The 13,945-nt window shown below is 41.4% G+C and carries 14 protein-coding genes and 1 pseudogene; 7 read left to right on the top strand and 8 right to left on the bottom strand.

Features of this window, described 5'->3' with window-relative positions; translation table 11 throughout:
• Nucleotides 1–303: 303 nt before the first annotated feature.
• On the bottom strand, nucleotides 304–1,332 hold the full coding sequence (locus tag FTU35_RS04725) for a lipase secretion chaperone (RefSeq protein WP_180064544.1): 1,029 nt from the start codon (nucleotides 1,330–1,332) through the stop codon (nucleotides 304–306).
• A gap of 144 nt (nucleotides 1,333–1,476) precedes the next feature.
• On the opposite strand from FTU35_RS04725, the gene truB reads away from it, so the two are divergent.
• Entirely contained in the window at nucleotides 1,477–2,382 is a 906-nt protein-coding gene (truB, locus tag FTU35_RS04730) for a tRNA pseudouridine(55) synthase TruB (protein ID WP_180064545.1), read from the top strand.
• 203 nt (nucleotides 2,383–2,585) lie between these two features.
• Entirely contained in the window at nucleotides 2,586–3,044 is a 459-nt protein-coding gene (locus FTU35_RS04735) for a hemerythrin domain-containing protein (protein WP_004974536.1), read from the top strand.
• Here the strand turns inward: FTU35_RS04735 and FTU35_RS04740 are convergent.
• Both FTU35_RS04740 and serA read right to left on the bottom strand, forming a co-directional pair.
• Complete coding sequence (locus FTU35_RS04740; protein ID WP_004974539.1) at nucleotides 3,041–3,919, bottom strand: DMT family transporter; 879 nt, start codon at nucleotides 3,917–3,919, stop codon at nucleotides 3,041–3,043. The two genes, FTU35_RS04735 and FTU35_RS04740, sit on opposite strands and share 4 nt — an antisense overlap.
• Before the next feature lie 158 nt (nucleotides 3,920–4,077).
• On the bottom strand, nucleotides 4,078–5,310 hold the full coding sequence (serA, locus tag FTU35_RS04745; RefSeq protein WP_104852617.1) for a phosphoglycerate dehydrogenase: 1,233 nt from the start codon (nucleotides 5,308–5,310) through the stop codon (nucleotides 4,078–4,080).
• Nucleotides 5,311–5,657: 347 nt separating this feature from the next.
• Between serA and FTU35_RS04750 the strand changes: the two genes are divergently transcribed.
• From FTU35_RS04750 to FTU35_RS04765, 4 genes and pseudogenes are all read left to right on the top strand, one after another.
• The gene (locus FTU35_RS04750; RefSeq protein ID WP_154320282.1) at nucleotides 5,658–7,067 is read left to right on the top strand and encodes an FAD-binding oxidoreductase; all 1,410 of its coding nucleotides are present in this window, start codon (nucleotides 5,658–5,660) and stop codon (nucleotides 7,065–7,067) included.
• A 157-nt stretch (nucleotides 7,068–7,224) separates the two neighbouring features.
• Nucleotides 7,225–7,596, top strand: coding sequence for a hypothetical protein (locus FTU35_RS04755; RefSeq protein ID WP_004974545.1), 372 nt, complete (start codon nucleotides 7,225–7,227; stop codon nucleotides 7,594–7,596).
• 138 nt (nucleotides 7,597–7,734) lie between these two features.
• Nucleotides 7,735–7,844, top strand: a pseudogene (locus tag FTU35_RS04760) (pirin family protein); the annotation flags it as partial.
• 181 nt (nucleotides 7,845–8,025) lie between these two features.
• Nucleotides 8,026–9,255, top strand: a complete 1,230-nt coding sequence (locus FTU35_RS04765; RefSeq protein WP_180064546.1) for an MFS transporter — start codon at nucleotides 8,026–8,028, stop codon at nucleotides 9,253–9,255.
• A gap of 123 nt (nucleotides 9,256–9,378) precedes the next feature.
• On the opposite strand, the gene FTU35_RS04770 is transcribed toward FTU35_RS04765, so the two are convergent.
• The 4 genes from FTU35_RS04770 to FTU35_RS04785 form a co-directional block, all read right to left on the bottom strand.
• Nucleotides 9,379–9,675, bottom strand: a complete 297-nt coding sequence (locus tag FTU35_RS04770; RefSeq protein WP_004974548.1) for a DUF3817 domain-containing protein — start codon at nucleotides 9,673–9,675, stop codon at nucleotides 9,379–9,381.
• A gap of 340 nt (nucleotides 9,676–10,015) precedes the next feature.
• Nucleotides 10,016–10,558, bottom strand: coding sequence for a superoxide dismutase family protein (gene sodC / locus FTU35_RS04775; RefSeq protein WP_179989059.1), 543 nt, complete (start codon nucleotides 10,556–10,558; stop codon nucleotides 10,016–10,018).
• 163 nt (nucleotides 10,559–10,721) lie between these two features.
• Nucleotides 10,722–11,861, bottom strand: coding sequence for an AI-2E family transporter (locus FTU35_RS04780; protein WP_131260611.1), 1,140 nt, complete (start codon nucleotides 11,859–11,861; stop codon nucleotides 10,722–10,724).
• Between the two features lie 108 nt (nucleotides 11,862–11,969).
• Complete coding sequence (locus FTU35_RS04785) at nucleotides 11,970–12,614, bottom strand: ParA family protein (RefSeq protein WP_180043375.1); 645 nt, start codon at nucleotides 12,612–12,614, stop codon at nucleotides 11,970–11,972.
• Between the two features lie 115 nt (nucleotides 12,615–12,729).
• Between FTU35_RS04785 and FTU35_RS04790 the strand changes: the two genes are divergently transcribed.
• Nucleotides 12,730–13,203, top strand: a complete 474-nt coding sequence (locus FTU35_RS04790) for a Holliday junction resolvase-like protein (protein ID WP_180064547.1) — start codon at nucleotides 12,730–12,732, stop codon at nucleotides 13,201–13,203.
• Here the strand turns inward: FTU35_RS04790 and FTU35_RS04795 are convergent.
• On the bottom strand, nucleotides 13,200–13,826 hold the full coding sequence (locus tag FTU35_RS04795; RefSeq protein WP_179991507.1) for a class I SAM-dependent methyltransferase: 627 nt from the start codon (nucleotides 13,824–13,826) through the stop codon (nucleotides 13,200–13,202). The two genes, FTU35_RS04790 and FTU35_RS04795, sit on opposite strands and share 4 nt — an antisense overlap.
• Between the last annotated feature and the right edge of the window lie 119 nt (nucleotides 13,827–13,945).

Below are 13,945 nucleotides of genomic sequence, written 5' to 3' on the forward strand. Positions count from 1 at the left end.
CGCTTCCCTCCTGAAAGCTCAGATATGCAAATTGCCGTTGGTTACGGCACATTATTGTGAGTCATCCTCGACTATTTTTTGTACGCTCAGGTATTTTTTCATGCGTAATTTAGAAAAAACATATCATTTGGGGACAGTTATTGCGCATTGTCCCAGAGATTTGTAAATCTACATGCATATTGATATCTATTTAATATTTATAGACATTTGTATATTAAATCGTTGTGGTGAGTTTGTACTAAAACAGCTTTTCAGGCATAAAAATAGGGCATGTTGAATGCCCCAGTTTCCTATGTAGATATGTTAGTCAGCAAAAGGTAATTTTCCACCTTGATCATGTACCTGTTCAAAGGTTTCTAAACGCAATTGCTCTTGTGGATTTTGAAAATGCTGTCCGCGTAATTGTTTCACGGCTTGTTGCTTGGCTTGATCATTCATTCCACTTTGCATGATTTGATCACGCGCACTTAAATAATCCTCTACTCGTGATTTCCACTGACTGCGTTGCCCATCTAATTGTTCTAAACGTTGGGTTGCTTCTGGACCAACCAGATTTAAACGCATTTGGCGGATTTCAGCAGCAGAACCACCACGTGCTTTAATTGCCGCAGTCAAGCTGCGTAAATCTTGCAAGGTGTTCAGCTGTTCTAAATTTTCTTGCCAATCTTGAGGTAATTGTTTAAATAATTCCTGCAATTGTCGTGCTTTTTCAGCTTCAGATAATTTTTTATCATCCATGACTGCCATGCGCTTTAGGGTATATTCGTGATAGGCATCTTCCGTACCAAATAAACCTTCAATTTCATAATCAGAAAAATATTGTTTACGCAGATTTTGCATGCTGCTAAAAATGCTGCGGTAATATTGCGGATCTTCCTGATTTAAATTCGGTGCTTGCAGTTGTCCAAGCGCATTGCGATAGTCCAAATAACGCTGCCATAAATCTAAAATTTGCGATAAGGCAGGCTCTTTATGCCCTTGTTGAATATAGCTTTTAAAATCACCACGAATCTGTTCAATGCTTTTTTCGCCATATTGGGTAATAAAATATTCAAAACAGTTACGGGTTTGCTCATTCACAATCAGACGATTACTTGCATCCAGTTTAAGCTGACAATTGACTTCGGTGTCCTGCTGACTTGGGCTTAAAAAATTTGCAGCAGGGTTATTTTGCATGGCTTGCTGCATGCTCAAAGCTTGAGATGTTTCATCATTTGAGCTTTGCTGGGGTGATGTATCGGGGGAGTTTGATTGTGGCATCAGCCAATACACCAAAGCCGCAATCAGCAGTATCACTACGCCTAAAACAATCCATATTTTATGTTTCTGCATTTCAATGCACCTGTATATCCATTTTATTTTTTTAATCCTAAGCGCCCAAATATGCCATAAAAGTAAGTCGCTGTTCTAGAAATGTTGTCATTTATCGCGGCAGATTGTTACCATGACGCAGTTTTGCTTTGACCTATGTGTGCTATGAAATCATCTGCGGCTAAAATCCAGCGTCGTGCCATTAGTGGTGTATTTTTATTGAATAAGCCTTTGGGCATCAGTTCCAATGCAGCATTGCAAAAAGTGCGTTGGTTATATCGGGCGCAAAAAGCAGGACATACGGGAGCATTAGATCCATTGGCTTCGGGTTTACTGCCGATTTGTTTGGGTGAGGCGACCAAATTTTCGCACTATTTACTCGATTCGGTGAAATGCTATCAAACCACCATTCAATTGGGACACAGCACCACCACGGGAGATATCGAGGGTGAAGTGTTGTTGCAGCAGGCTGTACCTGCATTGAGCCAAGAAAGCATTGAACAGGTATTGGCACAATTTCAGGGCGATATTATGCAAGTTCCGCCCATGTATTCTGCCTTAAAAAAAGAAGGTCGTCCGTTATATGAGTTAGCTCGTCAAGGCATAGAAATTGAACGTGAAGCGCGCCCAGTTACCATTTATGCGATTGAGTTACTGTCCTTTACCGAAAACAGTATCACGCTGGATGTTACCTGTTCCAAAGGCACGTATATCCGTGTGTTGGGTGAAGACATTGCCAAAGCCTTGGGTACTTATGGACATTTGACCTATTTGCATCGGATTAAAACGGGGCATTTTGACCTGATTCCGAGCTATAGCATTGAATATTTAGAAAGTTTAAGTGAAGCAGAACGCGAGGCTTTATTGCTGCCTGCTTATGCGCCTGTACAGCATTTTCCACAGGTTCAGGTGCCTGAAGGTCGGGCTGAATATTTTAGCCGAGGCATGGAAAGTAATATCGAGCATCCTGCTGTTGCACAAGTATTGGTGTTTGATGGTGAGCGTTGTTTAGGCTTGGCAGAAATTACCGACAAAAAACGCTTGGTGCCTAAACGAGTGTTAAATCTTTAAAATGCAGTGAGATAGCTTATTTAAACTTGTGCTATGAAGACGTAAAGTTTCTCATACAAATCTTTGCAGGATTTCAGCTTCATGCCCTATACAGTAATTAGAGCTAAAAACTGAAATTAAAAACCGACAATAAAACCGAGCGTTGCGTTAGCCAGTGACATTTGCTTGCCAGCCAGCATCGGTTTAAAACAAGAGGTCTGCATATGAACATTTTTGAAGCTTTGCGCCAAAGTCACGACATTCAACGAAATTTAGCCCACCAACTGACGCAAACTTCAGGTGATAGCCCTGAACGTAGAGCGATATTTGAACAACTTAAAAATGAATTATTTGCGCATGCAGTGGCAGAAGATCGCTATTTTTATATTCCCTTAATGATGACTGATGCGGGTTTAAATATCACTCGCCATGCTTTGGCAGAGCATCATCAAATGGATGAATTACTCGAACAATTAACCGAAACTGAAATGAGCAACACAGGTTGGTTGGCCATTGCAAAGCAACTGTCAGATAAAGTGCATCATCATTTAAAAGAAGAAGAACATGGCTTTTTTCAGCAGGCAGGCAAAATTTTGTCTGAACAGCAAAAACAAAGTCTAGCCAAGCAATATTTGGCAGAGTATGAAAAATACCAACAGATGTCTAAAAACAGTTTGGTTTAAACATTCTGCGGCTGTTTGGATTTTTTTACTGCTCTAAAAGTAACACCGACCGAAGCTAACATAATGCAGCATAAGGCGAGCCATTGCAGTGAAGTAATTTTCTCACCCAACAATACCAAGCCTGTCAGTGCAGCCAAAGCAGGCGACAAACTGGACAGTGTGCCATAACTCATTTTGCTGAGTTGTTTTAAGGCTTGTAAATCCAGCGCATAAGGAATGGCCGTGGCAAGCACTGCAATGGCAAGCGCCTTACCCCAATACTGGGTTTCAAACAGTGCGGGGGCATTGTTATACAGTCCGAAGGGAATCAAAGCCAAAGCCGAAATACTGATAGCGATGGTCAGTGCGTGCATGCCAATATTTTGTTGCACCACTTTTTGTCCAAAATAAATATAAAAAGCCCAGCACAATCCTGCACCTAGGGCACACGCTGCACCAAACAGACTAAAATGATCACCCTGCGCTTGTCCCCAAGGCACCATAAGAATAATGCCTAAAATTGCCAACAATACCCAGACATAATCTTTACGGTTTTGAATGGACAATAAAGCCAAGCCCAAAGGCCCGACAAACTCTAAACCCACCGCAATACCTTGTGGCAATTTACCTAAAGATAGATAAAACAGAATATTCATTAAGCCCAAGGCTGCGCTATAGCACAATAAATCACGCCATTTTAAATGTGCGAGCCGTGACAGAATTTGCCATGAGCGAAACATGATTGCCACAATTACACTGGCAAAGCACAGTCGCAAAATCGTCACAGTAAGCGGGTCAAGCACCTGAAACAATTGTTTGGCAAAAGAAGCACTGATTTGATAGGAGATCATGGATAAAACCATGAACAACACCGCAGTGAGTTGGGCGTTTGGCATGGGGCAGAAAAATACTCAACAGTGTGGAAATGGGAAGGTCAGGCAGATTATAGCAAGTTTAAAAATACAGGGCTGTGGCAACTCAAGGTTACTCATAGATCAGACATAAAAAACCACAGTGCTAAGACTGTGGTTTTTTGTAGCATCAGCGTGTGGTCTTAGAACAAGACACGTACGCGAATTGTGCCTTCAACTTCGTGTAAAGTATCTAGTGCTTCTTTAGATGCAGTCGCATCAACATCCATCACTAAATAACCGACATCACCTTTGGTCATAAGTGACTGACCAGAGATGTTGATGCCGTGTTCAGCAAACAAGTTGTTGATTTTAGACAATACACCTGGAATGTTTTGGTGAATATGCAATAAACGGTGCTTGCCTTCAGTCAATGGCAGTGCAATTTCAGGGAAGTTCACTGCAGACAAAGTCATACCTTTATCTGAATATGCAACAAATTTCTCTGCCACTTCTAAACCAATGTTCGCTTGCGCTTCCATGGTCGAACCACCCACGTGCGGTGTTAAAATCACGTTTGGTAGGTTACGTAGTGGGGAAACAAATTCTTCACCATTGGCTTTTGGTTCTTTCGGGAATACGTCAACTGCAGCACCTGCAATATGACCAGACTTGATGGCATCTGCCAAATCTTCAATCACCACACAAGTACCACGTGCCGCGTTAATGAAAATTGCGCCTTCTTTCATTTGTGCAAATTGTTCTTTTGCCATGAAATTGCGGGTAGAGGGTACATCTGGAACGTGTAAAGAAACCACGTCAGCATTTGCCAATAATTCGCCCATAGAGCCAACTTGACGTGCATTACCTAACGGTAACTTGGTCACAGCATCATAATAAATGACCTGCATACCCAAGCTTTCAGCCAATACTGAAAGTTGAGAACCGATTGAACCGTAACCCACGATACCTAAGGTTTTACCACGTGTTTCAAATGAACCTACAGCAGACTTGTTCCAGCCACCTGCATGTGTATCGGTTGATTTTTCAGGTACGCGACGTAGCAATAAAATTGCTTCAGCCAATACCAATTCTGCAACCGAACGGGTGTTTGAATAAGGGGCATTGAAAACTGGAATACCACGTTCCATTGCTGCAGTTAAGTTCACTTGGTTTGTACCAATACAGAAACAACCTACCGCAATTAGTTTGTTCGCAGCTTCAAAAACTTCTTCAGTTAGCTGTGTACGTGAACGAATTCCGATGAAATGCGCATCTTTAATCGCTTCTTTTAACGCATCGCCCTCAAGCGCTGTTTTACGATAATCGATGTTGGTATAACCCGCTGCATTTAACACGTCGATTGCGTTCTGGTGTACGCCTTCTAACAACAAGAAACGAATTTTATCTTTAGGTAGTGAAAGATGTTGGCTCATTACGGCTCCGCTACAAAGGCCAAATTTAGTGGCGGTATGATAACATAGGAGATGGGTCGATATACATTTCCTTTATGACCAAGAGTGCAGGTATTTTTTGTCAGATATAATCTCTTTCAGAAATATTGCCCAAAATTACCCTGTTCTTACCATGTTATATTATCGGAATTGCCAATATTCACAGGTTTTTCAAAAAAATCGCTTATAATAAGCGGCGCACATGAAAGCCAACCCACGCTGTTGCTTTGATGCACATATTTAGTCTGCAGTATCTTCATCTTCAAATTGATCAAGATATGCAGACAGTCGCTTTTCTTCCTGTTTAATTCTTGCTAGGTCTGCAAACGATGAATGCTCCAGTCGCTTTAACCCCTGAGTTATTGACCCAATTAACGGCAATAGTCGGTGAAAACCGTATTAAAACGGATGCCGATAGCCTCCAAAACTGGGGTCGTGACCATACAAAGCATTTTGATCCGAACCCATCGGTCATCGTTTTCCCATCAAGCACAGAGCAAGTACAAGCCATTGTAAAACTGGCGAATCAGTTTAATGTGGCCATTACTCCATCGGGCGGACGTACAGGTTTATCTGCGGGTGCGGTGGCAGCCAATGGTGAAATTGTAGTCAGCATGGACAAGATGAACCAAATCTTGGAATTTTTCCCTGCAGACCGTATGGTACGTGTGCAAGCGGGTGTGGTGACTGAGCAACTACAAAACTATGCCGAAGAACAAGGCATGTATTATCCAGTCGATTTTGCATCTTCAGGTTCTTCACAAATTGGCGGTAATATTGGTACCAATGCGGGCGGTATTAAAGTCATTAAATACGGCATGACCCGTAACTGGGTGTTGGGTCTGACTGTGGTAACAGGCAAAGGAGATATCCTGCGTCTGAACAAAGGCATGATCAAAAACGCAACAGGTTATGCGCTGCAACATTTATTTATTGGCGGTGAAGGCACACTTGGCTTAGTGACCGAAGCTGAAATTAAGCTAGAACGCCAACCGCAAGATTTGCAAGTGATGGTGTTGGGCGTACCTGATTTTAATTCGGTGATGCCTGTATTACATGCTTTCCAAGCTAAAATTGATCTGACTGCATTTGAATTCTTTGGTGAATTGGCGATGCAAAAAGTCTTGGATCATGGTCATGTGCAACGTCCATTTGAAACCGAATGTCCATTTTACGTGTTACTTGAATTTGAAGCGCCATTTGAGCCAATTATGGACAAGGCGATGGAAATTTTTGAACACTGTATGGAACAAGGCTGGGTGATGGATGGCGTATTGAGCCAAAGCCTAGACCAAGTTGAAAGTTTATGGCGTTTACGTGAAGACATTTCTGAGTCGATTGCACCGTTTATTCCATATAAAAACGATATTTCAGTATTGATTACTCATGTTCCTGCATTTATTCAGGAAATTGATGCAATTGTGGCAGAAAACTATCCTGACTTTGAAATTTGCTGGTTCGGCCATATTGGTGATGGTAACTTGCACCTGAACATTCTAAAACCTGCCGATTTAAGCAAAGACGAATTCTTTGCCAAATGTCAGGTGGTAAATAAGTATGTATTTGATACTGTGAAGAAATATGATGGTTCTATTTCTGCAGAACACGGTGTAGGCATGACCAAAAAACCATATTTGGAATATTCACGTTCGGCTGAAGAAATTGAATATATGAAAGCGTTGAAAAAGGTTTTTGACCCTCAAGGCATTATGAACCCAGGCAAATTATTTGATTTGTAATTCCTTTCGCCTTTCATTTATTTAAGTGAATTGAAAAACGCATCCTCGTGATGCGTTTTTTTATGCCGCTGTTTTAATTTTACATTTCTGTTCTAGCGTTTCTGCGCTAACAGGGCATCATAGAAGCATAAATAATAATCAACATTTTGGAGGAGTTATGTTGCGTTTAATCACGGTTTCCGCATTGGGTGTTGCGTTATTGTCAGGCTGTGCGACTACACAGAATATTATTTCACAAGTTACGCCTGCAGAAACACCTTTGGCGCAGGTACTCAAACAACGTCCAGATTTGCGTAAAGAATTGGCTACCGTTGAAATTCGTCAATACTTTAACCGTGTCGAAGCACCAACTGCGGCAGAAGTAAAAATTACCGAAACAGGCTTAATGGATGATTCGGTACGTTCAATTCGTAGTATTTATCACTTTAAAAATATTAATGGACAATGGCAGCAGGGTGATGTGCAAACCGCTTACTTATGCGCACGTGGTAAAAATACCAAGACTTTCCAAAGCAAAAAATGTCCTTAAATTGCTGTAGGGCTTAGGTAAATCTTGCATGATGTTCTAAAAATGCAACAAAGCGTCTGTGGATAATACTCGTGTTATCCACAGCTTTTATTTAGGATGACTTCATTCGATTCAAAAACGTGTGAGCGCAGCATGTCCATCAAAACGCTAGCATTTCTACACTGTAATGATCGCCTCATTGCCGTGGGTAGTTTTATCCTGTACTTTCGGTATTTTCATATTATGAATTGGGCAATACCGTATCGCCTTAACCCGCTGAAGGAGGTGATGCCTAACTTGGTCTGATGTCACATCAAGTGCCGCAATTTATTTAACGGACTTAAAAAATGCGCCATAAATTTGCCATTCAACTCTGTTAAACTGCAGCTCAATTTTCTATTTTTATGGGCTAAACGCGGCTGACTTGCATCGTTTTGTCCTTTATAACTCATGCCACAGCAGCAAAAAAATACCATTCAACGTGCCACACTCATGTTTCCCTTGGCTTTGGTCTTGTTTGAGTTCGCGGTTTATATTGGCAATGACTTAGTTCAACCCGCAATGTTGGCCATCATACAAGATTTTGGTGTCAGTAGTGCATGGGCAGCTTCGTCCATGTCATTTTATTTGCTTGGCGGTGCTTGTGTGGCGTGGTTATTGGGGCCACTCTCTGACCGTTTGGGACGCAAAAAAGTATTATTGGGCGGCGTGGCATTTTTTACCCTGACTTGCTTATTGATCTTATTGACTCAGAATATTGAAAGCTTCCTTGTCCTTCGTTTTTTTCAAGGGTTTGGTTTGTCAGTCATTAGTGCAGTCGGTTATGCGGCTATTCAGGAAAACTTTGCAGAACGTGATGCAATTAAAGTCATGGCGCTTATGGCAAACGTTTCTTTACTTGCTCCCTTGCTCGGCCCAGTCTTAGGTGCATTTATGATTGAGCATGTTTCTTGGCATTGGGGTTTTATCGGCATAGCACTGTTGGCATTTTTGAGTTGGTTTGGATTGAAAGCCAAAATGCCTGAAACTCAGCAAAGTATTCCTAAACGTCCATTTCGAGATGTGTGGGATGATTTTAAGCAAGTTTTTCAAAATACCAGATTCTTAGGTCTAACATTGGCGCTGCCTTTATTGAGCATGCCCTTAATGTTGTGGATTGCGTTATCTCCCGTGATGTTGGTTGAAGATTTAGGCTTTAGCAGTCTGCAATACGGTTTGGCGCAGTTTCCTGTTTTGGGTGGTTTGATTTTAGGAAATCTGGTGCTGATGAAAGTCATTGACCGTTTACCTTTAGGAAAAACAGTCTTGATTGGTTTACCTTTAATGTTGTTAGGTAGTGTGCTGATCGTATTGGGGGCAATTTGGCAAAGCTATTTTGTTTGGTGTTTGGTGATTGGTATGAGCTTGATCAGTTTTGGTGAGGGAATGAGCTTCTCAGTCTTATACCGTTTCGCCTTAATGTCATCGGAAGTGTCTAAAGGTACTGTTGCTGCTAGTGTTTCAATGCTATTGATGCTGTGCTTTTTTATTGTGATTGAACTCGTACGTGTTTTATATATGCGGTTTGATATTTGGGCGTATAGTTTGGCTTGTTTGGTGTTGATAACGCTTTGGTTTAGTTTGCCACGCATGATGCTTAAACAGGTGATGCAGGAGCGAGTTGCTGCAGGGCAGTTTTAAGGGTTTAAATTTTTCAGCTGCATCATAAAACAAGGTGATGTGGCATCACCTTGCAAACATTTGATTTATAAATTAAATTTCAGAAAATGTGTAATATGATGAAAGCTGAAAAGGACTTGCAGATTAAGCTTGTACTGGTTGTTCCATCTTTTTCAATTTAGCATCAAAAACAAATGGGCCAAAAGGTAAAATTGAAGCAATTAAGCCCAAAATAAACATTTTAAGAGACCATTTTTGTTTTTCACAAACCACAAAAAGCACCACTAAAAATGCGATAAACAATACGCCGTGTCCCATACCTACATATTTCACTAAAATTGGGTTATCGAACATATATTTCATGGGCATAGCAATAAATAACAACAATAAGAATGAAATACCTTCTAGGAACCCAACCCAACGTAATGTTTTAATGTTCATGCCCAAATCTTTTTAAAGTGGATAAAACAGCAGTGTAGCGCAAATAGTGACAATAGCAAAGACGAGCTGTTGCGAGCTCTGCACATTGATGAACTAGATACGATGGCTGCAAAATTGAGCTAATTTTGTGCAAGTTAGTAGCAAGTTATTCAAAAACGAGTAAGTGTGGTTATGAAATACGACCGATATAAAGCAAGAAGAGCTGCATTGAGTGTCGTTTGAGAATAATCCTAAAAAAGATAAATTTTACTTTTTGCGGATAAGTCGAAAGGCATGTGTATAACCCTTAACTTATCCACAATTGGTAATAAATGTTTTATTGAAAATGCATCATGCTCGCTTAAATAATCCCACAGGCAATTCGCTCACCGCCGCCGCCCAATGGTTTTGGATGGTCAGCATAGTTATCACCGCCTGCATGAATCATCAAGGCCAACCCTTCAACTTGTGCCAATGTTAAACGGGGTGCAATCACAGTCACTTTGGCTGTTCCGTCGTTTGCAACACTTAAAGCCGGTAAGTCCCCTAAATGTCCTGTCAGCGGTGTACCATGATTCGGGATATTTTTGGGATTAAAATGTCCGCCCGCTGCCAAAGCAGCAACCATTTTTCCATCTTTTTCTGCTACTGCACATGAACCTTTTTCATGGATATGAAAACCTCGTTCGCCTGCAGGGAGTTGTTGGAGTTGGGGGTGAATGACTAAGCCTGCTGCACTGTCACGCAGTTCAACCGTACCTAATTCCTTGCCAATCCCTTGTGCTGAAACAGCATGCATTTTTAAGATTTTAGATTTTTGTTGTGTGGTCGCGGTGGTGCTGCAACCCATAAGTACTAGGCTGCTAAAAGCAGCAAGACTGGCAAATTTGAGTATTGAGCGCATAAAAGACATCCTGTTTGTTGTGCATAATATTTAGGGATGTCTTGATTGAAGCAAAGTTAGCTCCGTTACAATACAACGTTTGCGTAGTAGTATGTATGTACTGTGTTGAGCTGATTTATTCAGATCAACACAGCCATGTGAGCAATATGATCAGTAAAACAGCTTAATCAAGCTTTGAATTGGATGATGAATCGTCTTCAGGGAGATCATGCGCAAGCGTGGCTTTGGGCAACATTAAAGCTTCGGGCTGGTTGTTTTCATGCAACCATTCACGCCAAATGGCCAGTAACACGGCCAAAATCACAGGGCCAATAAATAGACCAATTAGACCAAAACTGGCAATTCCACCTAAAACTCCAAACATGATTAACAGGAATGGAATTTGAGTTGCACCTGAAATCACCAAAGGACGAATCACGTTATCGGCAGTGCTGACCACACATACGCCCCATGCCATCACGCCAATCGCTTCCATCGTATGCCCTTGGCTAAATAACCACAGCGAAACCGAACCATAAGCTAAAGGTGGGCCAAACGGAATTAAGGCAAATAAGAAAGTCACAATGGTTAGCACCATTGGGTTAGGTACCCCAGCGACAAAATAGCTCACGCCTGCGAGTAAAGCCTGCGCAATTGCAGTGAGTCCAACGCCATAAACCACAGCACGTGTGGTTTCAGAAATAGTATCTAAATAGTGATGAATACGTGGCCCAATCACCATTTCTAGCGCTTTGCTGACTTGATGCAAGATGGTGTGACCATCGCGGTAGAAAAAGAATAATGACAGCAGGGCAAAACCCAGTTTGATCAGGTTTTTGCTGACTTCATTAATCACCACTTTACCGTAATTCAAATGCCCTTGAATCCATAAGGAAATGGATTGCACAATGCTGTTCGGATCGTGATTAATTTCTTTAAGGGTGCGGGTGACTTCTTTACCAATAATAGGTAAATTGCGAATGAAATCAGGGACATTTAAGTGTCCGGAAAAGACCTGTTTTTGTAATTCGTAATATAAGTTGCGACCTTCATGTTGCAGGATAAAAATGGCAAAAGTGAGTGGAATGCCGACCACCAACGTGACCATCAGCATCATTAAGGCTGCGCTAAGCGTAGGACGATGACCGCATAAACGTAGCACCGACTGATATAGTGGCCAGCTCATATAGGCAATGATTGCTGCCCAAACAACAGGAACAATAAAATATTTGAGTATGTGAAAACCCAAAAAGATCAGGACAAAAAACAGTCCAAACAATAAAATTTTTTGTAATGTTGGCGCGTACTGTTGCACTGAATTCACTGAAACATTCCTAAGGTCATGTGCCATATTAACTGAAAAAAAAGCTCCCGAAAACGAGAGCTTGGTAAGTTCTGGTGAATAAGTTCTAAACGGTGGCGATTCTAGGCTTTAAAACCATTGAGCAGGGTCATCTACAATGGTGTTTAATACAGGTTGCCATTGGTTTTGCATCTGTAAATAAGATTTTTGGGTTTTATCAAAAATACTGAGACCCTGCATGGCCAATTGTCCGTAAGCGGCACGTTCTGAAATCCAAGCCACAGGTTGTTGTTCAATTTTCTGGAAAAAATCCTGAATATCTTTAGAACTGGCAGAGTTTGGTTTAACACGGTTGGCCAGCAATAAAATTTGTACCTTGCCTTTGCGAATCCGCTTAATATCTTGTAAATGCTTTAAAAAGCGACGGGTGGAGTCAATGTCAAAAAATGAAGGCTGTAGAGGTGTGATAATGGCATGTGCTTCGCTAATCAGCTGCTCGGCATGCTCACCCGATAACGCACCAGGTGCATCAATAATTAAATATTCAATGTTTTTGGGTGCATCGCCAATCGACTTTTCATGACGCCAATCTAAACTTTGAATTGGAGCGGCTGTTTCTGGTCGTTGTTTTAACCATTGCAGCGCAGATTTTTGATTGTCGGCATCCGCCAAAGCAACTTTATAGCCTTTTTGTGCAAGCGCAGATGCTAAACTAATAGCCGTAATGGTTTTTCCACAGCCACCTTTTTGGTTGGCAATTAATATAGTTTTCATGACCCTCGAATCGATTTTAATCTGCTCATCCCTAGCATATCATTGTTTTGTGCTCGGAATATGACAGTTGACAAAAGTCGTATCGAGTTCTGCAAAAAAGGTTTAGGAAGGTTTTATGTCAATCTGGATGGCGATGCTGATAGGTGCCTGTATAGGCGTGGTGCTGACCACCTTAATTTTAAGCAATAGCCGCAATGGACGGATTAAAGCCGAGTATGAACAATATATTGCAGAAATTGAATTGGCACATCAGCAGGCGTTATTGCAGGCACAAAAGCGCAGTGTAAATACCAGTCGTGCGGTGTTGAAAGGCAAAATGGCAGAGCAATTAGCACCGATTATGCCCGAATTTCAGTATTTACCGAGCGATGCCAAATTTTTAGGTGATCCTGTTGATTATATCGTGTTTGATGGCTATACCGATTATCGGGATGGCAATGGGCATGCCGAAGATATTGCAATTGTCCTGATTGATATTAAAAGTGGTGGCGCACGTTTGACCAAAGGTCAGCAAGCAATTGCGCAGGCCATTCAGCAGGGCAGACTGCGTTTTGAAACCATTCGGATTGATTTTGAGGATTGTGATTAAAGAGGTTTATGTACTCGCGCCAATAACATGCGCTGTGCAAGACTTGGAATGCCTGCAATATCAATATATTGGACTTCACCCAATTCAAAACCAGTTTCGAGTAGGGCAATTTCAATGTCACGGTTTAAGTGACAGCCATCTGCAACTTTCTTTTGAATTGGTGTGAGCAGATGTTGCAAACGCTGAATATTTAAGTTTTGTCGATTTAAAACGTGTTCTACGAGGTGCAAAGTGCCGCCCGGTTGTAAGACACGATAAATCTCTCGCAAGCTTTGTTCTAGGTCTGGAATACTGCACAACGTCCAAGTGGATACCACATGCTGTAATTGATTATTTGCAAAAGGCAGTTGTTCTGCACTTGCGGTGATCTGCTCAACCACGAACGGTGCTGCATCAATTCGTTCCTGCGCCAATTGGAAAATTGCTGCATTGGATTCTAAGGCATACACGGTATCTACACCTTGATAAAAAGGTAAATTTAAACCCGTACCAAAGCCAATTTCCAAAACCTCGCCCGATACGCCCAATAAAAGCTCACGTCGTAAATCCATTAAGGATGGAGTTTGCATGACCTGATTCAGCAAGTGCGGGAAAATATGTTTTTGATAAAATTTATAGAGCATGTGCAGATCTAATTATTGATTTTTATGCCGATAAGCTTAGCTGAAATTACAGGGTTTTTGCCATGTCAGAATGAGCCAATGACTGCATTTTGTTACCAATTTCAACTATTGTATTCATG

This window comes from Acinetobacter sp. YH12095, assembly GCF_013419245.1.
Classification (GTDB): Bacteria; Pseudomonadota; Gammaproteobacteria; order Pseudomonadales; family Moraxellaceae; genus Acinetobacter; species Acinetobacter towneri.